Source organism: Hydrogenophaga sp. SNF1 (genome assembly GCF_034421675.1).
GTDB classification, from domain to species: Bacteria; Pseudomonadota; Gammaproteobacteria; order Burkholderiales; family Burkholderiaceae_C; genus Hydrogenophaga; species Hydrogenophaga borbori.
In genome coordinates this window covers 3,890,353-3,916,007 of the sequence record NZ_CP139793.1, presented here as the reverse complement: position 1 = coordinate 3,916,007, position 25,655 = coordinate 3,890,353, and the positions used below count along the sequence as shown (strand labels likewise).

Sequence of the window (25,655 nt, the reverse complement as noted above, 5' to 3'; positions counted from 1 at the left end):
GCGGCTCCGATCAGAAAGACTCCCATTCGCCGACCTCGTCGCTCGCGGGGGCCTTGGCCGCTGCGGGCAGGGGCTTGCCGGCGGCTGGTGCGGCGGCCTTGGGCGCCGCCGCAGGCTTGGCGGCCACCGCGGGCTTGGCCGCCGCCACGGGCCTGGCCACGGCCGCCGCCGCTGGGGCCAGGGGCGCCGCGACCGGCGCCGGCGCCAGTTGGGGCTCGCGGCGCGGGTGCCGCTCGCCCGCCGGCCGCGCGGCGATGCCGTTCGACGCGGCGCTGCCGTCCAGGCGGAAGATGCGCACCACCTCGGCCAGGCGCGCGGCCTGGTCGTTCATGCTCGAGGCGGCGGCGGCGCTTTCCTCCACCAGCGCGGCGTTCTGCTGCGTCATCTGATCGAGGTTGGAGACGGCGGCATTGATCTGGTTGACACCATCCGCCTGCTCGCCCGAGGCGCTGGCGATCTCGCCAATGATGTCGCGCACGCGCACCACGTTCTCCACGATCTCGCTCATGGTCTGGCCGGCCTGGCTCACCAGTTCCGTGCCCACGGTGACCTTGTCCACGCTGGCGCCGATCAGGCCCTTGATCTCCTTGGCCGCCTGGGCGCTGCGCTGGGCCAGGCTGCGCACCTCGCCGGCCACCACGGCGAAGCCGCGGCCCTGCTCGCCCGCGCGCGCCGCTTCCACGGCGGCGTTGAGGGCCAGGATGTTGGTCTGGAAGGCGATGCCGTCGATGACGCCGATGATGTCGTTGATCTTGCGCGAGGCCTGGTTGATCTCTTCCATGGTCGAGACGACCTGGTTCACCACCTCACCGCCTTTCTGCGCGCTCTGGCCCGCCACGTCGGCAAGCTGGTTGGCCACGCGCGCCGAGTCGGCCGACTGTTTGATCGCGCCCGACATCTGCTCCATCGAGGCGGCGGTCTGCTGCAGGTTGCTCGCGGTCTGCTCGGTGCGGCTGGAGAGGTCGTTGTTGCCGGTGGAAATCTCTTTCGCGGCCACGGTGATGTTCTCGGTGCCGCGCTTGACGTCGGCCACCACGCTGACCAGTCGGTCGCGCATGGTGCCCAGCGCGCGGGTCATGGCGCCGAACTCGTCGCCGCGGTCGTTGTTGAGCGTGGCCGTCAGGTCGCCGTCGGCCATGCGTTCGGCGAAGGCCATGGTCTCGTTGAGCGGCTGGCGGATGTTGCGGATGAGGAAGAACGCGCCGACGGCGATGCCCAGGATCAGCAGGCCCACCTGGGTGGCGGCGATGGTGATGCTGGTCACGCGCTCCTTGGCCTGCGCGGCCTGCGCTTCCTGCAGGATGCGGTTCTGCATGCGGCCGAAGTCCTGCACCGCGTTGAGGTAGGGCGTGACCGCGCCATTGAAGTTGGTGGTGATCTCGTGCGCGGCGCCGGCGTAGTCCTCGGCGGCCTTGAGCTTGGTGGCCTTGCCCAGCGAGCTCAGCACGGCGGTGCGCAGCTCGGCGATGCGGGCCAGCGCGGCGACCTCCGCCTCGGTCTTGGGCATGGCGTCCAGCGCCTTCTGCAGCTCGGAGATGCGGGCCGAGCCGGCCGGGATCAGGTCTTTGTACAGGGCGGTGATGGCCGGGTCGCTGGACAGGGTGGAGGCCTGCACGCGGGTGGTGGTGGTCTCGGTCACGCCGGCCCATTCCACGGCCAGGGCGGTTTTGTCGGAGAGCTCGGTCAGGATGCGCTCGGACTGTTCGGTCATGCGGGCCGAACGCAGGCCCGCGCTGATGACGGTGGCCAGCAGGGCCAGGATGATGGTGGCGACGCCGGCCCAGAGTTTGGTGCCGACGGACATGTTGCGGAGGAAGTTCATGGTGAAGCGCGGGGCGGGGGATCGGGTGGGGGCGTGAACAGGTACCGCCCGCGGCCTCCTGGAAGGCACGGGCGTTCGCCGCCACTATCGGCCGGCTGCCGGGAAAACTTGATCGGATAAGGCGGGCAAAACCCGCCCAGTTCGCGAGCGGGCGCGGGCGCCGGGCCGGCGGCGCGCCTTCAGCCGCCGCGCCGCCCCTCGTCCAGCGGCAGGGTGATCACAAAAGTGGTACCGGCCTCGCTGGAGTGCAGGGCCAGGCGGCCCCGGTTCACCCGCACCGTGTTTTGACAGAAGGCCAGGCCCAGGCCGTTGCTGTGCGTGTCGGCGGTGCTCACGAAGGGGCGGAACACGCTGCGCTGCAGGGAGCGCGGGATGCCGGGCCCCCGGTCGCGGATCTCCATCACGCCCTGGCCGCCGCGCACGTCGGTGGCCAGCGTGATGTCGCCCGGCGCCGGGGTGCCCTTGTGCTGGCGCAGGGCGACCAGTGCGTTGCGCAGCAGGTTGTGCACCACCTGCGTGAACAGGCGCCGCGTGCCGAGGAAGTGGAAGTCGGGGCCGGGCGCCAGCGCCACCGCGCGCCGCTCGGCCTCGGAGCGGAAGGGAAAGCTGTCGATGGCGTCGGCGATCAGCCCGCGCGCGGCGATGCGCTCGTCGCCGCGTCGCAGGACGAGCAGCTGCGCGTTCACGATCTGCGTGTCGATCTGCTGGTGCAGGTTGCGCATCAGCCCCTCCAGCCGCTGGCCCGAGCGGCGCGCCTGCGGCGACTCCTCGTTGTCGCGCAGGCTTTCCACCAGCAAGCCCATGCTGGCCAGCGGCGTGCGCAGCTCGTGCGCCATCACGCCCAGGGCGTTCATGGTGGCCTGCTGGCGCTGGCGGTCCTGCTGCGCCGAAGACAGGCCCAGCAGCAGGCCGCACAGCCACGACAGACCCACCATGAAGCCGTGCTCGCGCGCCAGCGCGGCCGGCAGCCGGTCGGTGCCGGCGCCGACCAGCAGCCCGCCCGCGAAAGCCAGCACCAGCATGGCGGTGGCGTAGCGCCAGTCGGTGATCACGTACATGAGCAGCGCCACCAGGCACAGGGCCAGCACGCGCGGATCGGTGCCGCCGTTCATGAGGTAGAGCCAGACCTGCAGTGCGGGGCCGGCCAGGGCCAGGTAGAGCAGCACGTAGGCGCGCGCGCCCGGCGACTCCGCCACCTCGTCGGGGTCGAGCAGGAACAGCGGCAGGGCACCGAGCGCGGCGGCCAGGCGCAGGGCCAGGCTGTCGTAGGGCTGCGGCGCGACCTGGGTGTACACCAGCCAGGCCGACAGGTGCACGATGAGGTAGATCAGGCCCAGCGCGGCGAGCCGCGCGCGCGACAGGTGCAGCACGGGCTCGAGCGGGTGGGAGAACAGGGCCTGCAGTGGCGTGCGCGGCATCGGGATCGGGCGAAGCGGAGGCATGGCGGGCCGCGGGAACGGGAATGTGTCCATGCTACGCGCCAGCTGCGGTGCCACCAGGGGGAAGTCCGGCGTGCCGCTGTGGGGGAAACCCGATGGTCGCGCTTCAGCTGGGCGCCCAGCGCCTGGCGTGGTGGGCCTCGCCCGCATCCCCCGGCAGCAGGGGCAGCTCGATCACGAAGGACGATCCGGCGGCCACGCGCTCAAAGCGCAGCTGGCCTCGGTTGGCTTGCACGGTTTCGCGGCAGAAGGCCAGGCCCAGGCCGCTGCTGTGCGTGGTCTGGGTGCTGAAGAAGGGCTCGAAGATGGCGCGGCGCAGGTGCCTGGGCACGCCAGGGCCCTTGTCGCGCACGCGGATGGTGCCGCACGAACCCACCGCCGACACCTCGATCTGGATGTCGCCGCGCTCGAAGCGCCCCTGGGTGCGGCGCAGCGCGAACACCGCGTTCTTCAGCAGGTTGTGGATGACCTGGATGAACAGTCGCTCGCTGCCGTGGAAGTGGAAGTCGGCGCGCGTGTCCACGCTGACGGCCAGGCGCTCGCGTTCGCTGAGGAAGGGATAGGACTCGATGGCGTCGCGCACGAGCTGGCCGGCGCGCAGGGTCTCGCGGCCGGGCTGGATGCCCAGCAGCTGCGCGTTGACGATCTGCGAATCGATCTGGTGGTGAATGGCGCGCAGCAGGCCGTCCATGCGATGCGTCAGGCGCTCCACCTCGGCGGGCTCGGCCTCGCGCAGGTTTTCGTTGACCAGGGCCGCGCTGGCCAGCGGGGTGCGCAGCTCGTGCGCCATCACGCCCATGGCCAGCAGCGTGGCGTTGAGCCGCTGCAGCCGCTGGCTGGCCGAGGACAGCGCCAGCGCCAGGGCGGACAGCCAGGCGAAGGCGAAGGTGAGGTTGCCCTCGGTCACGCGCCACCAGGGCATGGCGAGCTGCGGCTCCAGCAGCGCCACCAGCGCGCGCGCGGCGATGGTGCCCGCCGCCAGCGCCGCCGTGGCCACACGCCAGTCGAGGATGTGGTACGCCAGGAAGCACATCAGCGCCGCGCTGGTCATCCACACGGCGTTGCCGTGGTTCATCAGGAAGAACCACTGGAACAGGAACGGGCCCGTGTAGGTCATGTAGGCCAGCAGGTAGAGCCGGATGCCACGCTGGCGCATCACGCGCGACGGCGTCCACCACAGCAGCGGCAGCGCGCCGGCGGCGGCCAGCGCGCGCAGAAGCAGGTTCTCGTAGGGCTGCGGCACGAGCACCGTCCAGAACCAGTGGAAGGCCAGGTGCCCAATGGACAGGAACAGGCCCAGCGTGACCAGCCGCGCGCGCGACAGCTGCTGCAGCGGCTCCAGTGGCTGGCGAAGCAGGGCGATGGCGCGGATGAGGAGGTGGTGGTGCACGACGGGGCGGATTCTAGGGAGCGCCCTCCAGCGCCTTGCGTGAAAAAAGGCGCCAAACCGGCCGGCTCAAGTTCGCCCTTGAAGTGCCGATATGCTTCCCTGGCCCAGACGCGCGTGCGCCGCGTCCCGTCCACCCCGAAGCGAGCCAGGCATGTTGTTCCCCTGCATGAGAGCGTCCTCGCGCATCTCCTTCATCGACGACGACCCGTCGTTCCTCGACGCCATGGCGGACGCCGTGGCCTCGGTGCGGCGCTGCGAGTTCCTGCACCACCCGGGCGAACTCGACCACTCCTATGCCGAGCAGGAAACGCTGCTGCGGCGCGAGCAGCAGATGCTGGCGCGCGTGGTGGGCGCGGAGTCGCCGCTGGCCGCCGCGCTCGACTACTTCGCCTGGGAAGGGCGGCACCGCATCTTCTCGGTGCTGGTCACCGACCAGGTGATGCCCGCCGAGGACGGCATCTCTATCTGCGAGCGCCACGGCCACTTCGGCCTGCGGCGCATCCTGCTCACGGGCGCGGCCGACGCCGACCTCGCGGTCAAGGCCTTCAACGGCGGGGCCATTGAATCCTTCCTGCCCAAGCAGACGCGCAACCTGGGCTTCAACCTGCGCCGCGCGCTGCAGGAGCAGTTCCTGCACAACTCGCTGGAGCGCGGCCGCCACCTGGCCATGCAGATGCGCCACGAGCGGCTGCAGGCGCTGCAGTCGGACGACGTGTCCAACGCGCTGATGGTGATCCTGGGGCGCGGCCGCGTGGACGAATACCTCGTGCTGGGCGAGCCTTTCGGGGTGCTGGGCCTGCGCGCCGACGGCCGCCTGAGCTGGATCCAGATCGAGACCACCGCGGGCCTGCGCGAGTTGGCCGATTCGCTGGCCGAGTTCGGCTGGGACGCGCCCGGCCTGGACCGCGTGCGCGCGGGCCAGGCCCTGCCCAACCTCGAGCTGGTCTCGCAGCTGGAGGGCATCGCGCCGGCCATCGCGCCTGTCGAGGTGCTGAGCGAGGCCGATGGCCTGCTGGCCGCCGAGTTCCTGTTCGACTGGCCCGCCGCGGTGTCGTGGCGCGCGCTGGCAGAGGAACGCGGCGGGTGAGCGAGGATCCCTTGCGCGCCGGCGGCGCCGCCCTCCTGGGCGAACCGCCCGAGCAGGCGTTGCCCCCCAACCCGCTCGATGAGCGCATGGAGGCCTTGGCCTCGCGCCTGCGTGGGCGGGGCTTCGCGGGCCTGGCCTTCGTGCGGCCCGACCCTTACGGCGTGGCCGGCGAGCGCCTGGTGCAGGCCCTCAGCAGTGCCGCGCTGCAGGCCCATGCCGAATGGATGGCGCGCGCCGTGCCGCCGCGTGGCGGCACCGTCGAGCGCCTGTCCGTGGAGGCCCTGGGCGACGAGGCCGTGCGACGCCTGGGCGGTCTGGGCTACCAGCAGCTGCTGCTGGTGCGCCTGCCGCTGCTGGGCGAGGCCTGCGGCGAGTTCTGGCTGCTGTCCACCAGCGCGCACCTGCGGGAGGAGCAGCTGGGCACCGCCGCGCTGGAGGTGCTGGGCGACTGGCCCGCCTGGCGCGAGGCGCTGCGCGCGGCGGTCTGCCCGCTCACCCCGCGCGAGCGCGAGGTGCTGCGCGCCGTGGCCGAAGGCCTGAAAGGTTCGGAAGCGCAGCAGCGTTTCGGCTGCACCGAGCGCACCTTCCGCCTGCACGTGGAGAACGCCAAGCGCAAGCTGCGCGCGGCCAACGGCGCGCAGGCCGTGTACCGTGCGCAGCTGATGGGCGGGCTGTAGGGCCGCGTCCGTTCAGAACGGCAGGCCCGACACCGCCGCCATTTCCAGCCGCACCTTCAGCGCGCCCGTGACCAGGCCCTTGGCGTAGGCGTTCGGGGCGCTGGCCAGCAGGGCCTGCAGCTCCTCGCCGCTGCAGTGCTCGACCGGCAAGGTCTCGTACCGCTCGAACCAGTCCGGGTGCTGCTGCTCGATCAGGCGCATCTCGTTCAGGTTGCTCATCGCCACCTCGGCCTCCAGGCGCTGAAGCATCTCCAGGGTTTCGATGGGCGGGATGCCGAAGGCGGCGGGGCGCATGCCGTGGGTGGAGGGCAGGGTGGTCATGTCGAAGTCCAGGTACATGGTCGCGTCCTTGAAGGCACGAAGGGTCTGTCCCGTGTTTCGACCCCGGTCTGAAGGCCCTTCATCGCCGGCCCTGTCACTTTTGACAGGGCGTGCGACGAAGCTTGGCGGGATGAGGATTCCGTCACGCTCGCGGCCCCTTCCGGGGCGTTTCGCCGTCTTGCAACGCGTCCGCTAACGCTTTTCGGTTCCTGCCCGGCAGGCGAGCACCGCTCATCCCCATTCGGTAACCGCGTGGCGATCGGCGCCGGCCACGGCCTGGCATGGACATGGTTTGGTATTTGAACTTCGCGTATCGTTACAAACGCAAAGTGAAAAACCAATGAGCGCCATCACCCCCTTGCTGCAACGGCTGCCCCCGCCCGCCCGGATCGCCTCGGCCCTGCGTTCCGAAGCGGTGGCCAAGCTGCTGCCGGTCGTGTTCCTCGCGATCGCCATCACCGCGCTGGTCATGATGTTCGTCTGGCAGAACCAGTCGAACTACCGGCCGGTGTTCGGTGCGCGCGAGAGCGTGCCCGCCGCCGACATGATGTCGGTGCTCGACGCCGAAGGCATCGCCTACCGCCTGCACCCCGAAACGGGGCAGGTGCTGGTGTCGGAGTCGAACCTGGGCCGCGCGCGCATGCTGCTGGCCGCGCGCGGCGTGGTGGCCCGCCTGCCCGAGGGCCTGGAGCTGATGGACAAGAGCGACCCGCTGGGCGTGACGCAGTTCGTGCAGGACGTGCGCTTTCGCCGCGGCCTGGAGGGCGAGCTGGTGCAGAGCATCACCGCGCTGGAGCCGGTCAAGAGCGCGCGCGTGCACCTGTCGATCGCCCGGTCGTCCACCTTCGTGCTCAACGCCGCGCAGGCCAGTTCGGCCTCGGTGGCCTTGCACCTGCACCCGGGCCGCGAGCTGGAGGCCGAGCAGATTGCCTCCATCATCAAGCTGGTCTCGGGCAGCGTGTCCAACCTCGCGCCCGAGCGCGTGACCGTGGTCGACCAGGCCGGCCGACTGCTGTCCAGCCGGGTCGACATCAAGGCCGGCCTGGACTCCACCGGCTTCGCGAACGAGGCGCAGCGCAAGGCACAAGAGACCCTGCTGCGCAACGCCCACCTTCTGCTGCAGCCGGTGCTGGGCGCCAACAACTACAACGTCAGCGCCTCGGTCGAGCTGCACCAGGACAGCGTCAAGGAAACGCAGGAGCGCTACGAAGGCGACCCGCGCATCACCAGCGAAGCCTCGCGCGAAGAACTCAACCGCCAGCCGCAGGCCCTGGGCATCCCGGGCTCGCTGAGCAACCGCCCGGCCAACCCCCCGCCAGCCGAGGGCGAGCCGCCCAGCACCGCCGAGCGCAGCGCGGCCACGCGCCAGTACGCCTATGACCGCAGCGTCACCACCATCGAGCGCGCGCGCGGCCAGGTGAAGAAGATCAGCGTGGCGGTGGTGCTGAACAACGCCGCCGCGCCCGCCGGCGCCAGCGCCTGGGCGCCGGCCGAGATCGCGCGCATGGAGCAGGTGCTGCGCGGCGGCCTGGGCATCGACACCGCGCGCGGCGACCAGCTGGTGGTCTCGGCCATGGCCTTTCCGGCGCCGCCGCAGGCCGTGGCCTGGTACGCCGAGCCGCAGTCGGTGTTCACGATGGCGGGCTGGGGCCTGAGCGCGCTCGGCGCGCTGCTGGCCTACCTGCTGATCGCGCGCCCGCTGATCCGCCGCTTCACGCGCGAGGTCGCGGTGCCGCGCGAGGTGGGCACGTCCGAGCTGCTGGAGCTGGGCCCACGCGGCGGCGAGGGCGCCGCGGCGCCGGCCGGCGCCCTGCCCGCCGGATCGGCCGCCGTGGCCGCGCTGCCGCAGCCCGAACGGCCCGCGGGCCAGCGCGACTCCATGGGCTCGCTGCTGGAGAACTACAACCTGCCGCCGCCGGGCTCGCCGGTGGACGTGCTGGTCGATCACTTGAAGGACCTCGCGACCAAGGAGCCCGAGCGCGTGGCCGAGGTCGTCAAACAATGGGTGCAGAAGAATGGCCACCAACCCGCCTGAAGCCGGCGCCGAGGACGGCGCCATGACCGCGATCGAGCAGGCGGCGATCGTGCTGCTGAGCATGGGCGAGGCACCCGCCGCCGCGGTGCTTCGCTGCCTGGAGCGCGAGGAACTGCTGGCCGTGACGCAGGCCATGTCCGCCATGAGCGGCATCAAGGTGGACACCGCGCGCAGCGCGCTGCAGCGCTTCTTCGACGACTACCGAGAACAGAGCGGCCTGCACGGCGCCTCGCGCACCTTCCTGAAGAACTCGCTCGACCTGGCGCTGGGCAGCAGCATCAGCAGCAGCGTGCTCACGCGCATCTATGGCGACGCCATCCGCCCGAAGATGGCGCGCCTGCAGTGGGCTTCGCCGCGCTGGGTGGCCGATCGCATCGCGCAGGAGCACGTGCACATGCAGGCCGTGTTCCTGGCCTTCCTGCCGCCGGCCATGGCCAGCGAGGTCATCGCCAGCCTGCCCGAGGACGGTCGCGACGAACTCATCGTTCGCGTGGCCCAGCTCGGTCACGTGGAGCACCGCCTGCTGCAGGAGGTGGAGGTGCTGGCCGACGCCTGCCTGCAGAGCCTGGAGACGCAGAGCGCCACCATCGAGGGCGTGAAGCAGGCGGCCGAGATCCTGAACCGCCTGCCGGGCGACAAGGCCCGCATGGTGGAGCAGCTGCGCGAGCGCGACCCCGGCGTGGCCGGTCAGATCGAGCGCAGCATGTACGACTTCTTCATCCTCTCGCGCCAGAGCGAGGAGGTGTTGCTGCGCATCATCGAGGCGGTGCCCATGGACGAGTGGGCCATCGCGCTCAAGGGCGGCGACAGCGACGTGCGCCGCGCCATCCTGGGCTGCATGCCGCAGCGTCAGGTCAAGACCTTTCAGGACGCGATCCGCCGCACCGGGCCGGTGGCCGCGCGCCGCGTGGAAGACGCGCGCGCCGCCATCATGCGCGAGGTCAAGGCCCTGGCCGACGCCGGCGCGATCGAGGTGCAGCTGTACTCCGAGGCGACGGTGGAATGAACAGCCCCTACCGCAGCCACCGCTTCCCGCCCCTGGCCGAGCGCGGCCTGGCCGAAGCCCTGTCCTTGCAGGGATCGGCCGAGGCCTTGCAGGCCGCGCTGGCCGATGGCCATGCGCGCGGCCTGGCGCGCGGCCACGAGGAAGGTTTCGACAAGGGCCTGGCCGAGGGCCGCGCCGTCGGCGAGGCGCAGGGTCGCGAGCGCGGCGAAGCGCTGGGCCGCGCCGAGGGCGAGGCGCAGCTGCTCGCGCGCTGGCAGCGCGTGGCCGCGCCGATGCAGGCGGCCACCGAGGCCCTGCGCCAGGTGCAGGCCGACTACCAGGCCGCGCTGCGCCGCGAAATGGTGGAGCTGGTGGAGCGCGTGGCGCGCCAGGTGATCCGCGCCGAGCTCACGCTCAACCCCACGCAGATCCTCAAGCTCGTCGAAGAGACCCTGCAGAGCATGCCGCCGGCCGTCAGCACCGTGGAGGTGTTCCTGAACAGCGAGGACCTGCGCGCGATCCAGGCCATCGAGGGCGCCGACACGCGCGGCTGGAACCTGATCGCCGATCCCGCGCTGGAGGCCGGCGAGTGCCGCGTGCAGGTGGCCGGCTTCGAGGCCGACGCCGGCTGCCGCCAGCGCCTGCAGGCCTGCATGGGCCAGGTGGCCTCGCAGCTGCTCGGGGCGGAAGAGCCCGCACCGGCTGAGGTGCCCTTGAGCGGAGCCGCCGCGTGATCGCCGAACAGCTGCGCCGCATCGCCGTGCCCGAGGTGTCGGTGTCGACGCCCACCGGCCGGCTGGTGGGCGCCACCGGCCCGCTGTTGCAGGCGCGCGGCGTGCGCCTGCACGTGGGCCAGCGCTGCCGCATCGAGTCGGCCCTGGGCGCCGACATCGAGGCCCAGGTGGTGGGCTTCAAGGACGAGGCCGCGCAGCTCATGGCCTTCAAGCGCACCGAGGGCCTGGCCGCCGGCGCGCGCGTCTGGCCCTTGCCCGGCAATGGCCACCTGCTCATCGGCGAAGCCTGGCTGGGCCGCGTGGTCAACGGGCTGGGCGAGCCCATGGACGGGCGCGGCCGCCTGGCGGGCGAGCACCTGCTGCCCAGCGCGCCGCCCTGGGTGGACCCGCTGCGCAAGCGCCCGGTGGAGGGCGCCATCGACGTCGGTGTGCGCGCCATCAACGGCCTGCTCACGCTGGGCCGCGGGCAGCGCGTGGGCCTGATGGCCGGCTCCGGCGTGGGCAAGAGCGTGCTGCTGGGCCTGATCACGCGCCAGACGGTGGCCGACGTGATCGTGGTCGGCCTGATCGGCGAGCGCAGCCGCGAGGTGCGCGAGTTCATCGACCTCTCGCTTGGCGAGGCCGGCCTGCGCCGCGCCGTGGTGGTGGTGGCGCCGGCGGACGAGTCGCCGCTGATGCGCCTGCGCGCCACCGAGCTGTGCCACACCATCGCCGCGCACTACCGCGACCAGGGCCGCCATGTGCTGCTGCTGGTGGACTCGCTCACGCGCTACGCCATGGCGCAGCGCGAGGTGGCGCTGTCGCTCGGCGAGCCGCCGGCCACGCGCGGCTATCCGCCGTCGGTGTTCAGCGCCCTGCCGCAGCTGGTGGAAAGCGCGGGCAACGGCAGCGGCGAGGGCTCCATGAGCGCCATCTACACCGTGCTCGCCGAGGGCGACGACCAGCAGGACCCGGTGGTGGACACCGCGCGCGCCATCCTGGACGGCCACATCGTGCTCTCGCGCGCGCTGGCCGAGCGCGGGCATTACCCGGCCATCGACATCGGCCAGTCCATCAGCCGCTGCATGGGCCTGGTGGCTGGCGCCGACCAGCAGCGCGTGGCGCGCGAGGTGAAGGCCCTGCTGGCGCGCTACCAGCAGGTGCGCGAGCTGCTGCCGCTGGGCGCCTACGTGCCCGGCGCGGACCCGCTGAGCGACCGCGCCGTGGACCTGTGGCCGCGCATCGAGGCCTTTCTTCACCAGGGCACGCAGGAGTCGGCGCCGTTGGACGACTGCCTGCGCCGCCTGATGGAGATCGTCGAATGAACCTGCGCGCGCTGGAACAGGTGGTGCGGCTGCGCGAGCGCGAGCAGGACCGCGTGGGCGCCGTGCTGGCCGAGCAGGAGCGCACGCGCCAGCGTTTCGTCGCCAGCATCGAGCGCCTGGGTGGCCTGCTGGACGAGGCCGGCGCGTCCGGCGCCGCGCCCACGGCCTCGCCCGGGCTGTCGCCCGCGCTGGCCAGCAACCGGGGCGCCTACAAGCTCAGTGTGCTCGACCTGGCCGACCGCCACCGCCACGCCCTGGCCGAGCACGAGTCGCGCATGGACCAGACCCGGCTCGCCTTGCACGAGGCCTTCCGCCGCCGCGAGGCGGTGGCGCAGCTGCACGGGCGCCGCGTCGACGAAGGTGAGCGCGCGCTTCAGGTGGCCGAGCGCAAGCGCACCGACGACATCGCCCAGACCGTGTGGATGAGGGGGCGCGCGTGAGGCCGTCGCCGAAAAAGTCGCGCCGGGTGCTTCAGAAATGCCGCGCCCCGGTCGCCCTGGGCTTCGGAGGCGGCGTTCCGGACCGCCCGCGACCCCTGGAGTAACACGATGGAATTCGATCCCACCACCACCGCGACCCAGCTGGCCAGCCTGCTGGTGCAAGGCCCGCAGCAGCAGATCGACCGCGAGTCCCAGATCGCCAAGGCCACGCAGGCGGGGCTGGAGAAGCTGCGCTCGGCCCTCTCCGGCTTCACCACCGCCTTGAGCGGCCTGAGCAGCGTCTCGGGTGGCCTGAAGAAGAACAGCGCCACGCTCAGCGCCGGTGCCGGCGCCACCGCCACGGCCAGCGCCAGCGCACAGCCCGGCTCCTACAGCTTCTTCGTCGAGCAGCTCGCTTCCACGCACCAGATCGCCTACGCCGACCTGCCGGCGGTGCCGGTGGCGCTGGGCGGTCCGCTGGTGGTGCAGCGCGCCGATGGATCGGCCTTCAACGTCAACCTGCTGGCGGCCGACCAGGACGGCGATGGCAACCTCAACGCCACCGAGATCGCGCGCGCCATCAACCAGGCCAGCGGCAACGAGGGCAAGGTGACCGCCCAGGTGGCCAACACGGCGTCGGGCCCGCAGCTGATCCTGTCGTCCGGCCTGGGCGGAGAGGACGGTGCGATCACCCTCGACGCCTCCGGCCTGCCCGACAGCGCGCTCAAGGCTTCACTGGGCGGCGCACCCACGCAGCTGGCCGCCGCGCGCGACGCCGTCATCTGGCTGGGCGAGCAGGGCAGCGGCCTGCGCATCCAACAAGGCAGCAACAGCTACACCGGCATCGCCGGCGTGTCGGTCAACTTCACCCAGGCGCACAGCGCGGGCGCGGCGCCGCTTCAGCTCGAGGTGGCGGCCGACAAGGCCGGTACCGAGGAGAGCCTGCGCAAGTTCGTCAGCGCCTACAACGCGCTGCAGACCGAGCTCAACAACCTCACGAAAACCAGCGAGGACGCGGCCTCGCGCGGGGCGTTCTCCACCGACGCGGGTGTGCGCAACCTGCGCAACCGCCTCAACGACCTGATCCGCCAGGACGTTGGCGGCCTGCGCATCAGCGACCTGGGCATCGGCTCCGACCGACAGGGCCAGCTCACGCTGGACGCCGCGCGGCTGCAAAAGACGCTGGCCGCCAACCCCGAAGCGCTGGACACGGTGTTCGGCTCTGCCGCGCCCGGCAAGCGCTCGGGCGTGCTGGGCGCGGTGACCGATCACCTGGAGATCTGGACGAAATCCGGCACCGGCCAGCTGGCGCGCCGGCTGGACAACGTGCAGGTGCAGCAGAAAGACCTGACCCAGCGCCGCGACCGCCTGGACGAGCTGTTCAACGTGAACTACGAGCGCTACCTGCTTCAGTTCAGCCAGTTGCAGAGCGTGCTGGGCCAGATGAACCAGACCTCCGGGCTGTTCAGCCAGCTGGGCACCGCCTGAGCCCGGGTGGCACACCGACAAGAGGAACCCATTGAGCTACGACGCATACCAGAGCTACCAGGCCGTCGACCTGGGCGCCCAGACGGCGAAGGCCTCGCCGCTGGAGCTGGTGCTGATCCTGATGAACGGCTTGCTCGACGAGCTGGCGCGGGCCCGGGCGCACATCGAGCACGCGCGTTTCGAGGCCAAGGCCAATAGCCTGAACCGTTGCGTCGCCATGCTCAATGGCCTGTCCAGCGCGCTGGACACCGACGCCGGTGGCGAGGTGGTGGGCCAGCTCGCCGAGCTGTACGACTATTGCGCGCGCCGCGTGAACGAGGCCGGCATCCGCATGGACGTGGCGCTGATCGACGAAACCGCGCGCCTGCTGGGCACCGTGCGCGAAGGCTGGGAAGGGGTGCGCGATGCCCGCGGATGAACGCGCCCACGCGCTCGATCTGGCGCGCCGCTTGCACGAGCGCACGCAGGCCGGCGACGTCGCCGCGCTGAGCGCGCTCGACCGCGAGACCGGCACGCTGCTGATCGGCCTGGCCAGTGCCCGACCACTCGACGCCGGCACGCGCTCGGCCTGCGCGCTGCTGCAGGCGGCGCATGAGCGCGCGCTCGCCCTGGTGCGGCGCGAACACGACGCGGTGCATGCGCAACTGCTCGACCTGTGTGCGCACCGCGGCGGCCGCGACGCCTACGCCTTCGCCGCCGAATGAGAAGGAGAAAGCCATGAACGCCACCTTTGCGCTGGGCGCCACCGCACCCGTCACCCCGGTGGCCGAGGCCGTGCTGGCCCCCGGGCTGTCCGACGGCCCCCGGGCCCTGTTCGCCCAGGTGTTGGGCCAGGCGCCGGCCGCCGACAGTGAAGCCCCCGAAGGCCGCGAGGCGCTGGACGCCGCCTTGTCGCCCTGGCTGATGGCGCTGGATTCGCAACAGGCGCCCGCGCTGCCGTTCACGCAGCCGTTCTCGCGCCTGCTGGGCGCCGCCGCGCGCGAGGCGCCGGGCGAGGACGAGGGCGCAGCCCCCTTGTCGGATGCCGGCGCGGCCGGCGACGCCCACCGCCCCCTGGCGCCCCTTGCCCTGGCCGGGTCCGTCGCCCACGCGCGCTCGGCGGGCGCCGAGTCCGGCCCCTGGTCGCCCCAGGCCATGGCCGCCGCATCGCCCGCCGATGCCGCCAGCGGCGCGCCCGCGGCCGCCGCACCGCCCGCGCGTTCGCCCGCCGATGCCGCCGTGGCGCGCGCGCTGCCGCCCGAGCTGGCTCACGCGCTGGCCATGCCCCGTGCGCGCGAGACCGCGCCCGCCTCGCCGGACGCCTTCGCGGCGGCGTTGCACGCGAACACGGGTCCTTCGGGTGGCGAGGCCATCGAACCGGTCGTTCGCCTGGACCCCGCGCGCAGCGAGCTCTGGCAGCGCCCGCTGGCGCAGGCCCTGGGCGATCGGCTGCAGTGGCAGGCGACGCAGGGCGTCGACCAGGCGCGCATCCGCCTCGATCCGCCCGCGCTCGGCCGCATCGAGATCGTGGTGCGCCAGGAAGGCGGGCAGCTGCAGGTGCAGCTCACGGCCTCCAGTCCCGAGGTGGCGCGCCAGCTCCAGCACATGGGCGAAGGCCTGCGCCAGGAACTGGGCCAGCGCCAGGGCCAGGGCGTGCAGGTGCAGGTGCACGAGGGCGGCGCGCAGGCCGATGCGCGCGGCCAGCCGCGCCAGGGCCAGCCCACCCGCGAGGAGGCCGAACCCGGCCAGGCCCTGCGCAGCGAACACCGCGCCGGCCAGGCCTTCACGCTGGCCTGAACCCACCGAACGAGCCTTCGACATGAGCAAGAAGATCTGGATTTCCCTGGCCGCCGGCGCCTTCGTGATGCTGGGGGCCGGCAGCGGCCTGGCCGCCTGGCACTTCATGGGCCCGCCCGCCGGCGAGCCGGCCGCGCCGGTGGTCGACAAGCGCGAGTACCGCTACGTCTCGCTCGACAAGGTCATCGTCATGCTGCGCGCGCGCGAGGGCGGGCCGCTGAGCAACTACATGGCCGTGGACCTGGTGTTCAAGACCCCCGTCAAGGCCGAGGTCGTCACCAAGCAGCAGCTGCCCAAGCTGCGCAGCGTGGCCGTGGCCTCGCTGTCCGAGCTCACGCTGGAGCGCGCCAGCATGCTCAGCATCGCCGAACTCACCGACTTCCTGCAGCAGGCCTACGGCGAGAGCTTCGAGCGCGAATCGCGCGAGTCGCCCTTCACGGAAGTGATGGTCGGCCGCCTGGTCATCGAATAGGCGAGGCCCCGGTGCACAGCGGATACGGCGAGATGAACAGCCTGGCCGCGGCGGAGAGCTCCGCCGCGGCGGAGCAGCGCTGGCTCGTCGAGCACACGCCGCTGGTGCGCCGCGCGGTGGCCCAGCTCGCCTCGCAGGCGGGTGGCGCGATGGACCGCGATGACATGCTGCAGATCGGCCTGATGGGCCTGCTGGAGGCGCTGCGCCGCTACGGCGAGCCCGACGAACGATTTCCCGGCTACGCCGCGCAGCGCGTGCGCGGCGCCATCCTCGACGAGCTGCGCCGCCAGGACTGGCGCCCGCGCAGCGTGCGCCAGGAAGGCCATCGCCTGCGCGACGGTATCCGCGAGTTGCGACGCCGCCTCGGCCACGAACCTTCCGAGGCCGAGGTGATGCAGCACCTCGGCGTGAGCGCCGAGGACTACCTGGCCTACGAGCAGCACACCAACGCCGAGACCCTGGCCAGCTTCGACGAAGTGATCGAGGAGCTGATGCTCACGCCCTCGGCCGCGCGCACGCCCGAGGCCGAGCTGATCCAGCGCCGTTCGCTGGAACAGGCCCTGGCCTGCTTGAACCCGAAAGAGCAGCACGTGGTGCAGCTCTATTACGAAGCCGAGCTCAGTCTCAAGGAGATCGGCGCCGTCATGGGCCTGACCGAGGCCCGCGTCTGCCAGATCAACAAAAGCGCATTGCAAAAGCTGCGCGGCGCGCTCTCGCCCGACTGACCCCCGAACCACCCCCCACCGGCCACCACCATGCAGTTCTTCCTTGGCGTCTTCATCGTGTTCCTCTGCGTCTTCGGCGGCTTCCTGCTCGCGGGGGGCGACCTGGGCGTGGTCTGGGAACCCGTCGAGCTGCTCATCATCGCCGGCGCCGGCGCGGGGGCCATCGTCATCGGCAACCCGCGCCACGTGCTGGCCGAGATGGGCGTGCAGCTGCGCAAGGTGGTGGCGCGGCGCAAGCGCGGCGACGAGTTCCAGCGCCAGCTCATGCTGCTGATGTACGAACTGCTGCAGACCGCGAAGAATGGCCTGAAGGCCCTGGACGCGCACGTGGAGCAGCCGCACGAGAGTCCGCTGTTCCAGCGCTACCCCATGGTGCTGGAGGAGCCCAAGCTGCTGCACTTCATCGTCGACAACTTCCGCGTCATGGCCATGGGCAAGATCTCGGCGCACGAGCTGGAAGGCGTTCTGGAGCAGGAACTGGAGGCCATCCACGAGGAACTCTCGCAGCCCGCCAAGTCGTTGCACAAGGTGGGCGAGGCCATGCCGGGCTTCGGCATCCTGGCCGCCGTGCTGGGCATCGTGATGGCCATGAACTCGGTCAGCGCGGGCGCGGGCGCGGGCGAGATCGCGGCCAAGGTCGCGGCCGCCATGGTGGGTACCTTCATCGGCATCTTCCTGTGCTACGCGGTGCTAGACCCCATCAGCAACATGATGAAGCAGCTCGTGAAGGAAGAGATGAGCAACATGGAGGCGGTGAAGGTGGTGCTGGTGACCCACCTCTCGGGCAAGCCCGAGCTGGTGTCCATCGACGCCGGCCGCCGCCTCATCCAGCTCAACATCAAGCCCAGCTTTGCGCAGCTCGAATCCTGGGTCAACCAGCTGGAGGAGAGCCCCGGTGTCTAAAGCCCACGGAGCCGAGCACGGCACCATCGTCAAGCGCGTCTCGCGCCGCCACGAGGAAGAGGCCCACGGCGGCAGCTGGAAGGTGGCCTTCGCCGACTTCACGCTGGCCCTGATGTGCCTGTTCCTGGTGCTGTGGGTGCTGGCGGCGCGCGACAAGGAAGAGGCCACGCGCGCATTGGAAAGTGGCGGCGGCGCGGTGATGGCCGAGATCTCCGGCGCCAAGATTCCCGCCGAGGGCGGCCCGCGCGGCAGCCTGATCGACCGCAAGCCCATGCCGCGAAAGGGCCAGGGCGAAGGCCCGGACGAGGTCCGCACCGTGCCCGGTCTGATGAACCCCACGCCGCTGCGCGCGCGCTACGACACCCCCGAGCAGATGGCCGAGTTGGCGGCGTTGCTGGCGCGCCTGAGCCTGGAGGCCGGCCTGAGCGCCAACCTGCAGACCTTCGTCACGCCGCACGGGCTGCGCATCATGCTGCACGACACCGACAACGAAGGCATGTTCCAGCTCGGCAGCGCCACGCCCACGCCTCGCTTCGCGGCCCTGCTGGATCGCATGGGCCCGCTGTTTGCCAAGATCCAGAACCCGATGCTGGTCGTGGGCCACACCGACGCCGCGGCCTACGCGCGCAACGACCCCTTCGGCCCCTCGAATTCGCGCCTGTCCAGCGACCGCGCCAGCGCCGCGCGCGCGCACCTGCTGCGCGGCGGCACGCCCGAGGCCTCGGTGCTGCAGGTGGTGGGCATGGCCGAGCGCGCGCCGGTGCGGCCCGACGAGCCCTTGGCCAGCGTGAACCGCCGCATCGAGATCATGGTGCTGACGCTGGACCAGGCGCGCTTGATGACGGCCATGTTCGGCCAGCCCGCGCAGGCCGAGCCCTTGCTGCCCGGTTTGCGGGCCCAGGCGCCCGCGCGCGACGCGCTGGCCACGCTGCGCGAATCGGTGGTGGCCGCGGGCCGCCAGCTGCCCGGCTTCGATCGCGCGCTGGCGCCGTCGGCCGAGCCCACCCTCACGCGCTGAACCGGGAGCGCGGCATGCGGACACGAAGCACACGAGGCGATCGAATGAGAGTCAACACCCCCCACAACGCAGCCCCCCTGGCGCCGGTGCGCGCGCCGCAGCCGGGCGCCGAGGCCGCCGGCGCGGCCGGGGCCGCGCCGGCCGCGCTGCAGTCCGGCGTGCTGGGCCCCGCCATGCAGGCGCTGCGCGAGATGCCGGAGATCGACGAGGCCCGCGTGGCGCAGCTGCGCGAGGCTTACCAGCGCGGCGAACTGCGCTTCGACGCCGGCAAGCTGGCCGCGCTGATCCAGCGCTACCACGGGGAAGGCCGGTGATCGCCGCCGCCGACGCCATGGCCCTGCTCGACGGCCTGCGCCAGGAGCGCGATGGCTTCGCGCGCATGCGCGCGCTGCTGCAGGCGCATTTCGACGCCGCGCTGAAGCACGACAGCGAGCGCGTGCGCGTGTCGGCCGAGCGCATCACCGCGCTCACGGAGCGCCTGGACGCGCTGTGCTCGCAACGCCAGCGCCTGGTGCAGCGCCTCAGCGGTGGCGCCACGCGCGACGCCCACGAGTCGCTGGCGCTGCGCCTGCCCGCCAAGGCGGCCGACCTGTTGCGCGAGCAGATGCGCGAGCTGCAGGCGCTGGTGGGCGAATGCAAGCGCCTGAACGTGCGCAACTGCGAGCTCGTGGTGGGGCAGCAGGACATCATGGCCCGCGTGCTGAACGACGGCATCCCCGGTACCTATGCGCCTGCCTGACTTCCCCTCCACCTCGGGGGCCTTCGCGGCGCCGCCGCTGCCGGTGCGCGCGGCGGCGGGCGGTGCCGGCGGCGGTTTCGGCGCGCACATGGGTGCGAACATGGGCGCGGACGCGCTCGGCGGTTCGGTGCGGCAGGAGGTGCAGCGCTTCATCGAGAGCGGCGGCGGAGCGCTGGGCGGGCTGTCGCCGCAGGCGGCCTGGCGGCGCGCCTGGGCCGCACCAGCCTTGCCACCCGTGTCGGGCAGCGCGCCCGACGGCGGCGTTCCCGACGGTGCCAGCCGCGAAGAGCAGCGGGCTTTTCTCGACCGCATCGCGCCGCTGGCGCAGCGAGCCGCCGCGCGCCTGGGCGTGGCGCCCGAGCTGGTGGCCGCGCACGCGGCGCTCGAATCGGGCTGGGGCCGGCGCCCGCTGCGCGCAGCCGACGGCCAGAGCACGCACAACCTGTTCGGCATCAAGGCCGGCGGCGCCTGGCACGGGGGGGCCGCCGTGGCGACGACCACCGAATTCGAGGGCGGCGCGGCGGTGAAGACCACGCAGCGCTTCCGCCACTACGAGGACCTGGAGCAGGCCTTTGGCGACTACGCCGATCTGTTGCTGAACAGCCCGCGCTACCGCGGCGCCCTGGGCGCGGGCGGCGATCCGCGCGCCTTCGCCGACGCGCTGGCGCGCGGCGGCTACGCCACCGACCCGGCCTACGCCGACAAGCTCGCCGCCGTGGCGCGGCAGATCCAGGGCGCGCGGTGAGGCGCTACTTCACAGGCTCCACTTCGTCGGGGCCCACCACGCGCGCCTCGATCACTCGGCCCGAGGCCAGGTTGCGCACGCGCACCGCGTCGCCGCGCTTGCCCTGGCCCAGGCTTTCGCCCGCGCTCTCCACCGCGATGGCGCCGCCGTGCCGCGCCACGATGCGCACCGGCCGGCCGCGCCGCACCAGCACCGGCTCATGCAGCACCTTGGCCTGCAGCAGCGTGCCCTCGCGCAGGGCGCGCCGCGGCACGAGACCCGCGACCGCGTCCAGCGAGCCGATCGCCTCGGGCGTGGCACCGAGGTCGCGCGCCTCGTACCGCAGGTCCGCTTCGGTCAGCGCGGCGCCGGCCGCGATGTCGCGCGCGGCCACCAGCACCTCGGCGCGCAGCCGGGCGCGCGCCACCACCGGCTCGCGCCAGCGCTCGCCGCAGCGCAGCTCCAGTTTCATGCGGCTGGGGTACCGGCCATCGACCACCACCACCTCGGGCGGCTGGTCACACTTTGGTTCGTGTTCCGGCGCGGAAACCACGCTCACGTCCACTTGGGCGCCGCGCCAGCCCCGCCCATCGGCGTGTTCCAGCCAGTGCGCGGTCACGGTTTTTACAATTCGCGGAATATTATTGGCGCAGAACGCAATTGATGGCGAGGACAGCAGCGCCGCGCACAACAGCAAGGAAAGAGGACGGCTCATGGCAATTCACTTCGGACAGGTCATCGGCGGGCACGCACAGGCCTTGCAGCTGCGCGGTCAGCGGGCCGAGATCATCGCAGCTAACCTGGCCAACGTGAACACGCCGGGCTACCAGGCGCGCGACTTCGACTTCAGCGCGCGCTACGACGCCGCCCTGGCCGCGCGCGACGACGGCCTCGCGCTCGACCTCGACAGCGGCGACTTGCAGTACCGCGTGCCGCACCACCCCTCGGGCGACCACAACACGGTGGAACTGGGCGTGGAGCAGGCCGCGTTCGCGCAGAACGCCACCGGCTTCCAGGCCAGCCTGACCTTCCTGCAGATGAAGCTCAAGGGCCTCGCGCAGGCCATCCAGGGGCAGTGAGCATGTCCTTCGACAGCATCGCCGCCATCGCCGGCTCGGGCATGAACGCCCAGACCGTGCGCCTGAACACCATCGCCAGCAACCTGGCTAACGCGCAGTCCGCCGCCGGTTCCGAGGACGGCGTCTACCGCGCGCGCAAGCCCGTCTTCGCCGCCCTGATGGAAGAGGGCTCCGGCGACGGCGCCCGGGTGCAGGTGCTCGACGTCGTGGAGAGCGACGAACCCGTGCGCAAGGTGCACGAGCCCGAGCACCCGCTGGCCAACGCCGACGGCGACGTGTTCTACCCCAACGTGAACCCGGTGGCCGAGATGACCGACATGATGTCGGCCTCGCGCGCCTTCGAAACCAGCGTGGAGGTGCTCACGCGCACCCGCGCGATGCAGATGGCCGTGCTGCGGCTCGGGGAGTCCTGACCATGCTCGACACCACCATGAACACCGGCGCTGCTGGTGGCGCCGCCGCCGCGGGCGATGGCGTGGCGAAGAACGGCATGTCGGTACCGCAGGACATGTTCATCCGCCTGCTGGTGGCGCAGGTGCGCAACCAGGACCCGCTGGAACCCAAGGACCCGAGCGAGTTCGTCTCGCAACTCGCCACGCTGTCTCAGACCGAGGCGCTGCAAACCCTGGTGAGCCAGAACAACGGCACCGCCGCCATGCTCGACAGCCTGCAGGTGCTGAGCCTGGGGGGCCAGGTGGGCCACACCGTTGCTGTTCGAACTTCGCGGATAGATATTGCAGGAAACAGTATTTCTGGCTCGTTCACGCTCGACGCCTCCAGCCAGACCACGGCCGTGGTGCTCACCGCGGCCGATGGCCGCAAGCACCGCGTCGAGCTGGGTCCGCGCGCCGCCGGCACGGTGGATTTCCGCATCGACCCGGCCGCGCTGGGCCTGCCCGAGGGCCGTTACTCGATCGCGGTCGACGCCGGCGAGGGTGTGCCGGCGCCGGGCGTCGACGTGCGCGGCGTGCTCTCGGGCATCCGCCTCTCGCCCACGGGTGGCGTGCAGATGAACGTGAGCGGGATCGGCGAGGTCACCCCGGCCGAGATCACAGGCTTCTTCGGTCGCGAGACCGCTTCTTCCAACGGATAAAGGAACGCAGCATGAGCATGGAAATCGCCCTGTCCGGCGTGAAGGCCATCAACGCCGAGCTCGAGACCATCTCGAACAACATCGCCAACGCGGGCACCTACGGCTTCAAGTCCAGCCGCACCAACTTCGCGTCGATGTATGCGGACACCTCGCCCATGGGCGTGGAAGCGGCCTCGCGCACGCAGTCCATCGGCATCGGCGGCGGCACGCTCAACACCGGCCGCGGCATGGACGTGGCCATCAAGGGCAAGGGCTTCTTCGCGGTGAAGGAACCCTCGGGCCAGACCCTGTTCACGCGCGTGGGCATCTTCACCGCCGACCGCGAGGGCTACGTCACCGACAGTTTCGGTCGCCGCCTGCAGGGCTATGGCGTGGTGCCCGGCTCCGACGTGCTGGGCCCCATGGGCGACATCCGCGTCAGCAAGGAGCAGCTGCCCGCGGTGTCCAGCTCGCGCCTGGACTATGTGGCCAACCTCTCGGCCGACTGGACCGCGCCCACCGTGGCGGTCTTCGACCCGGCCGAACCCCTGAGCTACAACGGCTCGAACGTCTCGGTGGTCTACGACTCGCTGGGCTCGCAGCACACGCTCACGCAGTACTTCGTGAAGACCGGTCCGAACGAGGTGACCGTGCACTACGGCTTCGACGGCGCGCCGCTGGCCGCCGGCACCGAGACCGTGCTGCAGTTCGGCACCGATGGCCGTCTGACCCTGCCCACCGGCCCGGTGGCCAAGGCCCTGCCACTGCCGGCCACGGTGGACCCGATCACGCTGGACCTGAACTACGCCGGCACCACCCAGTACGCGGGCCAGACCACCACCACGGTGAACGACGCCGACGGCAACTCCTCGGGTGCCTTTCTGTCGGTGAGCATCGACGAGGACGGCGCGGTGCTGGCCCAGTACAGCAACGGCCTGCGCCAGCGCGTGGGCACGGTGGCCCTGGCCAACTTCCCCAACGAGGACGCGCTGGCCAACGTGAGCGACACCAGCTGGACCGTGACCAACGCCAGCGGCGAGCCGCTGTACGACGCGCCGGGCGTGGGCCAGGCCGGCTCCCTGGTGGCCGGCGCGCTGGAGCAGTCCAACGTGGAGATGACCTCCGAGCTGGTGAGCCTCATGACCTCGCAGCGCAACTACCAGGCCAATACCAAGGTGTTCCAGACGCAGAACCAGATCATGCAGTCGCTCATGCAGGCCATCTGAGCGCGCTGAGCCATGGACGCCTTGATCTACACCGTCATGAGTGGCGCCGAGCGCTCGCTGCGCGAGCAGCAGGTGCGCGCCAACAACCTGGCCAACGCCGACACGCCGGGTTTTCGCGCGGACAAGAGTTTCGCCACCGCGATGCGCACGCCGGGCTACGGCTACGACGCGCGCCACATGAGCGAACTCAGCGCCAACGGCGTCAGCGAACGCGCGGGGCCGATCCGCGAGACCGGGCGCGAGATGGACGTGGCGATCACCGGCGAGGGCTACCTGGCCGTGCGGCACGCGGGCGGCGAGGCCTATGCGCGCGCTGGCGGCATCGCCATCGACGCCGAGGGCATGCTGACGGTGAACGGCCGTCCGCTGCTGGGCGATGGCGGCCCCATCGTGCTGCCGCCTTCGGCCCGTGTGCAGATCGGCGCCGACGGCACGGTGTCGGTGCTGCCGCCGGGCCAGGCCGACATGCAGCCGGTGGACCGCCTGAAGCTGGTGAAGCCCGAGCCGGGCGCGCTGGTGAAGAACGAGGCCGGCCTGCTGGTGCCGCGCGACCCGCGGGCCGGCGCCTTGCCCATGGACGAGACCGTGCAGGTCAAGGCCGGCTACCTGGAAGGCAGCAACGTCTCGGCCGTCGAGGAAATGGTGGCCACCATGGCCACCAGCCGCGACTTCGAGATCCAGATGAAGCTCTACGCCGCCGCCGAGCGCATGGCCCAGGCCGGCGACCGCCTGGTGCGCGGCTGAGCCCCCTCCCCATCACGCACACGAGGAACCGACCATGAACGCAGCCATGTGGACCGCCAAGACCGGCGTGCAGGCGCAGGACGCCAAGCTCCAGGCCATCGCCAACAACCTGGCCAACGTCAACACCACCGGCTTCAAGCGCGACCGCGTGGTGTTCGAGGACCTGTTCTACCAGGTGGAGCGCCAGCCCGGCGCCGCGCAGGCCGAAGGCATGAACACGCCCGTGGGCGTGCAGCTGGGTAATGGCGTGCGCGTGGCCGGCACGCAGAAGGTGTTCACCACCGGCAGCCTGCAGACCACGGGCCAGCCGCTCGACATCGCCATCCAGGGCCAGGGCTTCCTGCAGGTGGAACTGCCCGGCGGCGAGACCGCCTACACGCGCGCGGGCCAGCTGCAGCGCAGCCCCGAGGGTCGACTGATGACCGCGCAGGGCTATCCGCTGGTGCCCGACATCACGCTGCCGGCCAACGCCAAGTCCATCACCATCGGCGAGAACGGCACCGTCAGCGTCAGCGTGCCCGGCGACACCGCGCCGCAGGAAATCGGCCAGATCACGCTCGCCGGCTTCGTCAACCCGGCCGGCCTGCTGGCCCTGGGCGACAACCTGTACCAGGAGACCGCCGCCAGCGGCGTGCCCACCGAGGGCATCGCGGGCGAGGAGGCCCTGGGGGCCATCAAGCAGGGCGCGCTGGAAGGCTCCAACGTGCAGGTGGTGGAGGAGATGGTGGACATGATCACGGCCCAGCGCACCTACGAGATGAGCACCAAGGTGCTGAGCGCGGCGGACGGCATGCTGCAGAACCTGGCGCAGGCGGTGCGCTGATGCGCGCCGCGCTGGTGCTCCTCGCGGCCGGGCTGGCCGGTTGCGCCGCCGTCGCGCCGCCGCGCGCGCCGGCGCTGGCCGACGACCCCGCGCCGGTGGTGCGGGTGGCGCCGAGCCAGGCGCGTTCCGGCGGCGTGTTCACGCCGCAGGCGCCGGGCTCGCTGGTGGCCGATACGCGCGCGCGCCGCGTGGGCGACGTGATCACCGTGATGCTGCTGGAGACCACGCAGGCCAGCAAGCGCTCGGGCACGCAAATCGACAAGGGCAGCAGCGCCGGCATCGGCGCCCTGCGCATCGACGGCAAGGACGTGACGCCCCCCATCGGCCTGAGCGCCGACCGCGCCTTCGACGGCAACGCCAGCAGCACGCAGCAGAACGCGCTGAGCGGCGCCATCACCGCCGTGGTGGTGGAGGTGCTGCCCAACGGCCTGTTGCGCATCGCCGGCGAGAAAAGCCTGTGGCTCAACCAGGGCGAGGAGTTCATCCGCCTGAGCGGCTACGTGCGGGGCCAGGACATCGACGCCGCCAACCGCGTGTCCTCGCAGCGCATCGCCAACGCGCGCATCGCCTACTCGGGCAGCGGCACCCTGGCCGACGCCAACTCGCCGGGCTGGCTCACGCGCTTCTTCAACAGTCCCTGGATGCCTTTCTGA

At 71.6% G+C, this 25,655-nt stretch carries 30 protein-coding genes; 25 read left to right on the top strand and 5 right to left on the bottom strand.

Going from position 1 to position 25,655, the window contains the following annotated elements; genetic code table 11:
• Positions 1-10: 10 nt before the first annotated feature.
• From SOM08_RS18775 to SOM08_RS18765, 3 genes are all read right to left on the bottom strand, one after another.
• On the bottom strand, positions 11-1,822 hold the full coding sequence (locus SOM08_RS18775) for a methyl-accepting chemotaxis protein (RefSeq protein ID WP_322469503.1): 1,812 nt from the start codon (positions 1,820-1,822) through the stop codon (positions 11-13).
• A gap of 179 nt (positions 1,823-2,001) precedes the next feature.
• Positions 2,002-3,240, bottom strand: a complete 1,239-nt coding sequence (locus SOM08_RS18770; protein ID WP_322469502.1) for a HAMP domain-containing sensor histidine kinase — start codon at positions 3,238-3,240, stop codon at positions 2,002-2,004.
• Positions 3,241-3,367: 127 nt separating this feature from the next.
• A complete protein-coding gene (locus SOM08_RS18765; protein WP_116959874.1) occupies positions 3,368-4,651 on the bottom strand; it encodes a sensor histidine kinase in 1,284 nt (427 codons plus the stop codon).
• 151 nt (positions 4,652-4,802) lie between these two features.
• Between SOM08_RS18765 and SOM08_RS18760 the strand changes: the two genes are divergently transcribed.
• Both SOM08_RS18760 and SOM08_RS18755 read left to right on the top strand, forming a co-directional pair.
• A complete protein-coding gene (locus SOM08_RS18760; protein WP_181936514.1) occupies positions 4,803-5,738 on the top strand; it encodes a hypothetical protein in 936 nt (311 codons plus the stop codon).
• The gene (locus SOM08_RS18755; protein ID WP_116959876.1) at positions 5,735-6,415 is read left to right on the top strand and encodes a helix-turn-helix transcriptional regulator; all 681 of its coding nucleotides are present in this window, start codon (positions 5,735-5,737) and stop codon (positions 6,413-6,415) included. The genes SOM08_RS18760 and SOM08_RS18755 overlap by 4 nt, the downstream gene beginning before the upstream one ends.
• A gap of 12 nt (positions 6,416-6,427) precedes the next feature.
• Here SOM08_RS18755 and SOM08_RS18750 read toward each other — a convergent pair whose 3' ends face one another.
• Complete coding sequence (locus SOM08_RS18750) at positions 6,428-6,754, bottom strand: hypothetical protein (protein WP_116959877.1); 327 nt, start codon at positions 6,752-6,754, stop codon at positions 6,428-6,430.
• 322 nt (positions 6,755-7,076) lie between these two features.
• Between SOM08_RS18750 and fliF the strand changes: the two genes are divergently transcribed.
• The 16 genes from fliF to SOM08_RS18670 all read left to right on the top strand — a co-directional run bounded on the left by fliF (position 7,077) and on the right by SOM08_RS18670 (position 20,079).
• Positions 7,077-8,771 (top strand): flagellar basal-body MS-ring/collar protein FliF, encoded by a 1,695-nt coding sequence (fliF, locus tag SOM08_RS18745; protein WP_116959878.1) that lies wholly within the window; start codon positions 7,077-7,079, stop codon positions 8,769-8,771.
• On the top strand, positions 8,752-9,777 hold the full coding sequence (locus SOM08_RS18740; RefSeq protein ID WP_116959879.1) for a FliG C-terminal domain-containing protein: 1,026 nt from the start codon (positions 8,752-8,754) through the stop codon (positions 9,775-9,777). The genes fliF and SOM08_RS18740 overlap by 20 nt, the downstream gene beginning before the upstream one ends.
• Positions 9,774-10,490, top strand: a complete 717-nt coding sequence (gene fliH, locus SOM08_RS18735) for a flagellar assembly protein FliH (RefSeq protein ID WP_116959880.1) — start codon at positions 9,774-9,776, stop codon at positions 10,488-10,490. Before SOM08_RS18740 ends, fliH begins: the two co-directional genes overlap by 4 nt.
• Positions 10,487-11,794 carry a flagellar protein export ATPase FliI gene (gene fliI, locus SOM08_RS18730; protein WP_116959881.1) on the top strand — a complete coding sequence of 436 codons (1,308 nt, stop codon included), beginning with the start codon at positions 10,487-10,489 and terminating at the stop codon, positions 11,792-11,794. The genes fliH and fliI overlap by 4 nt, the downstream gene beginning before the upstream one ends.
• Positions 11,791-12,234: a flagellar export protein FliJ gene (fliJ, locus tag SOM08_RS18725; protein ID WP_116959882.1), complete on the top strand. Its 444-nt coding sequence runs from the start codon at positions 11,791-11,793 to the stop codon at positions 12,232-12,234. The genes fliI and fliJ overlap by 4 nt, the downstream gene beginning before the upstream one ends.
• Before the next feature lie 108 nt (positions 12,235-12,342).
• Positions 12,343-13,701, top strand: coding sequence for a flagellar filament capping protein FliD (fliD, locus tag SOM08_RS18720; protein WP_322469500.1), 1,359 nt, complete (start codon positions 12,343-12,345; stop codon positions 13,699-13,701).
• Between the two features lie 31 nt (positions 13,702-13,732).
• Positions 13,733-14,119: a flagellar export chaperone FliS gene (gene fliS / locus SOM08_RS18715; protein WP_116959884.1), complete on the top strand. Its 387-nt coding sequence runs from the start codon at positions 13,733-13,735 to the stop codon at positions 14,117-14,119.
• On the top strand, positions 14,106-14,405 hold the full coding sequence (locus SOM08_RS18710) for a hypothetical protein (RefSeq protein ID WP_322469499.1): 300 nt from the start codon (positions 14,106-14,108) through the stop codon (positions 14,403-14,405). Before fliS ends, SOM08_RS18710 begins: the two co-directional genes overlap by 14 nt.
• Positions 14,406-14,418: 13 nt before the next feature.
• Positions 14,419-15,477 (top strand): flagellar hook-length control protein FliK, encoded by a 1,059-nt coding sequence (locus SOM08_RS18705; RefSeq protein WP_322469498.1) that lies wholly within the window; start codon positions 14,419-14,421, stop codon positions 15,475-15,477.
• 22 nt (positions 15,478-15,499) lie between these two features.
• On the top strand, positions 15,500-15,949 hold the full coding sequence (locus tag SOM08_RS18700) for a flagellar basal body protein (protein ID WP_322469497.1): 450 nt from the start codon (positions 15,500-15,502) through the stop codon (positions 15,947-15,949).
• 32 nt (positions 15,950-15,981) lie between these two features.
• Positions 15,982-16,674 carry an RNA polymerase sigma factor FliA gene (gene fliA / locus SOM08_RS18695; RefSeq protein ID WP_322469496.1) on the top strand — a complete coding sequence of 231 codons (693 nt, stop codon included), beginning with the start codon at positions 15,982-15,984 and terminating at the stop codon, positions 16,672-16,674.
• A gap of 30 nt (positions 16,675-16,704) precedes the next feature.
• A complete protein-coding gene (motA, locus tag SOM08_RS18690; RefSeq protein WP_116959889.1) occupies positions 16,705-17,577 on the top strand; it encodes a flagellar motor stator protein MotA in 873 nt (290 codons plus the stop codon).
• Positions 17,570-18,595 (top strand): flagellar motor protein MotB, encoded by a 1,026-nt coding sequence (locus SOM08_RS18685; RefSeq protein WP_322469495.1) that lies wholly within the window; start codon positions 17,570-17,572, stop codon positions 18,593-18,595. The genes motA and SOM08_RS18685 overlap by 8 nt, the downstream gene beginning before the upstream one ends.
• Positions 18,596-18,639: 44 nt before the next feature.
• Complete coding sequence (locus tag SOM08_RS18680) at positions 18,640-18,909, top strand: flagellar biosynthesis anti-sigma factor FlgM (protein WP_322469494.1); 270 nt, start codon at positions 18,640-18,642, stop codon at positions 18,907-18,909.
• A complete protein-coding gene (flgN, locus tag SOM08_RS18675; protein WP_322469493.1) occupies positions 18,906-19,334 on the top strand; it encodes a flagellar export chaperone FlgN in 429 nt (142 codons plus the stop codon). The genes SOM08_RS18680 and flgN overlap by 4 nt, the downstream gene beginning before the upstream one ends.
• Positions 19,321-20,079: a glycoside hydrolase family 73 protein gene (locus SOM08_RS18670; RefSeq protein ID WP_322469492.1), complete on the top strand. Its 759-nt coding sequence runs from the start codon at positions 19,321-19,323 to the stop codon at positions 20,077-20,079. The genes flgN and SOM08_RS18670 overlap by 14 nt, the downstream gene beginning before the upstream one ends.
• Before the next feature lie 4 nt (positions 20,080-20,083).
• On the opposite strand, the gene flgA is transcribed toward SOM08_RS18670, so the two are convergent.
• Positions 20,084-20,773, bottom strand: a complete 690-nt coding sequence (gene flgA / locus SOM08_RS18665) for a flagellar basal body P-ring formation chaperone FlgA (RefSeq protein ID WP_116959894.1) — start codon at positions 20,771-20,773, stop codon at positions 20,084-20,086.
• Between flgA and flgB the strand changes: the two genes are divergently transcribed.
• Genes flgB through flgH form a run of 7 tightly spaced genes read left to right on the top strand, consistent with a single transcriptional unit; the run spans position 20,772 to position 25,655 of the window.
• Positions 20,772-21,137 (top strand): flagellar basal body rod protein FlgB, encoded by a 366-nt coding sequence (flgB, locus tag SOM08_RS18660; RefSeq protein ID WP_116959895.1) that lies wholly within the window; start codon positions 20,772-20,774, stop codon positions 21,135-21,137. The two genes, flgA and flgB, sit on opposite strands and share 2 nt — an antisense overlap.
• Positions 21,138-21,139: 2 nt before the next feature.
• On the top strand, positions 21,140-21,550 hold the full coding sequence (flgC, locus tag SOM08_RS18655; protein ID WP_116959896.1) for a flagellar basal body rod protein FlgC: 411 nt from the start codon (positions 21,140-21,142) through the stop codon (positions 21,548-21,550).
• 2 nt (positions 21,551-21,552) lie between these two features.
• The gene (locus tag SOM08_RS18650; protein ID WP_116959897.1) at positions 21,553-22,230 is read left to right on the top strand and encodes a flagellar hook capping FlgD N-terminal domain-containing protein; all 678 of its coding nucleotides are present in this window, start codon (positions 21,553-21,555) and stop codon (positions 22,228-22,230) included.
• Between the two features lie 11 nt (positions 22,231-22,241).
• Positions 22,242-23,435 carry a flagellar hook protein FlgE gene (locus SOM08_RS18645; protein WP_116959898.1) on the top strand — a complete coding sequence of 398 codons (1,194 nt, stop codon included), beginning with the start codon at positions 22,242-22,244 and terminating at the stop codon, positions 23,433-23,435.
• Between the two features lie 12 nt (positions 23,436-23,447).
• On the top strand, positions 23,448-24,179 hold the full coding sequence (locus SOM08_RS18640) for a flagellar basal body rod protein FlgF (protein ID WP_322469491.1): 732 nt from the start codon (positions 23,448-23,450) through the stop codon (positions 24,177-24,179).
• Between the two features lie 34 nt (positions 24,180-24,213).
• On the top strand, positions 24,214-25,002 hold the full coding sequence (gene flgG / locus SOM08_RS18635; RefSeq protein ID WP_181936516.1) for a flagellar basal-body rod protein FlgG: 789 nt from the start codon (positions 24,214-24,216) through the stop codon (positions 25,000-25,002).
• The gene (gene flgH, locus SOM08_RS18630) at positions 25,002-25,655 is read left to right on the top strand and encodes a flagellar basal body L-ring protein FlgH (RefSeq protein WP_181936517.1); all 654 of its coding nucleotides are present in this window, start codon (positions 25,002-25,004) and stop codon (positions 25,653-25,655) included. The genes flgG and flgH overlap by 1 nt, the downstream gene beginning before the upstream one ends.

What these genes read in the sequence shown, in the direction of transcription:
- fliJ (WP_116959882.1), top strand. Translation starts at nt 11,791, where the DNA reads ATGAACCTGCGCGCGCTGGAACAGGTGGTGCGGCTGCGCGAGCGCGAG.
- SOM08_RS18775 (WP_322469503.1), bottom strand. Translation starts at nt 1,822, where the DNA reads ATGAACTTCCTCCGCAACATGTCCGTCGGCACCAAACTCTGGGCCGGC.
- SOM08_RS18740 (WP_116959879.1), top strand. Translation starts at nt 8,752, where the DNA reads ATGGCCACCAACCCGCCTGAAGCCGGCGCCGAGGACGGCGCCATGACC.
- motA (WP_116959889.1), top strand. Translation starts at nt 16,705, where the DNA reads ATGCAGTTCTTCCTTGGCGTCTTCATCGTGTTCCTCTGCGTCTTCGGC.
- fliF (WP_116959878.1), top strand. Translation starts at nt 7,077, where the DNA reads ATGAGCGCCATCACCCCCTTGCTGCAACGGCTGCCCCCGCCCGCCCGG.
- flgB (WP_116959895.1), top strand. Translation starts at nt 20,772, where the DNA reads ATGGCAATTCACTTCGGACAGGTCATCGGCGGGCACGCACAGGCCTTG.
- SOM08_RS18705 (WP_322469498.1), top strand. Translation starts at nt 14,419, where the DNA reads ATGAACGCCACCTTTGCGCTGGGCGCCACCGCACCCGTCACCCCGGTG.
- SOM08_RS18760 (WP_181936514.1), top strand. Translation starts at nt 4,803, where the DNA reads ATGTTGTTCCCCTGCATGAGAGCGTCCTCGCGCATCTCCTTCATCGAC.
- SOM08_RS18710 (WP_322469499.1), top strand. Translation starts at nt 14,106, where the DNA reads ATGCCCGCGGATGAACGCGCCCACGCGCTCGATCTGGCGCGCCGCTTG.
- fliH (WP_116959880.1), top strand. Translation starts at nt 9,774, where the DNA reads ATGAACAGCCCCTACCGCAGCCACCGCTTCCCGCCCCTGGCCGAGCGC.
- SOM08_RS18650 (WP_116959897.1), top strand. Translation starts at nt 21,553, where the DNA reads ATGCTCGACACCACCATGAACACCGGCGCTGCTGGTGGCGCCGCCGCC.
- SOM08_RS18640 (WP_322469491.1), top strand. Translation starts at nt 23,448, where the DNA reads ATGGACGCCTTGATCTACACCGTCATGAGTGGCGCCGAGCGCTCGCTG.
- SOM08_RS18770 (WP_322469502.1), bottom strand. Translation starts at nt 3,240, where the DNA reads ATGCCGCGCACGCCACTGCAGGCCCTGTTCTCCCACCCGCTCGAGCCC.
- flgG (WP_181936516.1), top strand. Translation starts at nt 24,214, where the DNA reads ATGAACGCAGCCATGTGGACCGCCAAGACCGGCGTGCAGGCGCAGGAC.
- flgA (WP_116959894.1), bottom strand. Translation starts at nt 20,773, where the DNA reads ATGAGCCGTCCTCTTTCCTTGCTGTTGTGCGCGGCGCTGCTGTCCTCG.
- SOM08_RS18670 (WP_322469492.1), top strand. Translation starts at nt 19,321, where the DNA reads ATGCGCCTGCCTGACTTCCCCTCCACCTCGGGGGCCTTCGCGGCGCCG.
- fliD (WP_322469500.1), top strand. Translation starts at nt 12,343, where the DNA reads ATGGAATTCGATCCCACCACCACCGCGACCCAGCTGGCCAGCCTGCTG.
- SOM08_RS18680 (WP_322469494.1), top strand. Translation starts at nt 18,640, where the DNA reads ATGAGAGTCAACACCCCCCACAACGCAGCCCCCCTGGCGCCGGTGCGC.
- flgC (WP_116959896.1), top strand. Translation starts at nt 21,140, where the DNA reads ATGTCCTTCGACAGCATCGCCGCCATCGCCGGCTCGGGCATGAACGCC.
- SOM08_RS18750 (WP_116959877.1), bottom strand. Translation starts at nt 6,754, where the DNA reads ATGTACCTGGACTTCGACATGACCACCCTGCCCTCCACCCACGGCATG.
- SOM08_RS18700 (WP_322469497.1), top strand. Translation starts at nt 15,500, where the DNA reads ATGAGCAAGAAGATCTGGATTTCCCTGGCCGCCGGCGCCTTCGTGATG.
- SOM08_RS18645 (WP_116959898.1), top strand. Translation starts at nt 22,242, where the DNA reads ATGAGCATGGAAATCGCCCTGTCCGGCGTGAAGGCCATCAACGCCGAG.
- fliA (WP_322469496.1), top strand. Translation starts at nt 15,982, where the DNA reads ATGAACAGCCTGGCCGCGGCGGAGAGCTCCGCCGCGGCGGAGCAGCGC.
- flgH (WP_181936517.1), top strand. Translation starts at nt 25,002, where the DNA reads ATGCGCGCCGCGCTGGTGCTCCTCGCGGCCGGGCTGGCCGGTTGCGCC.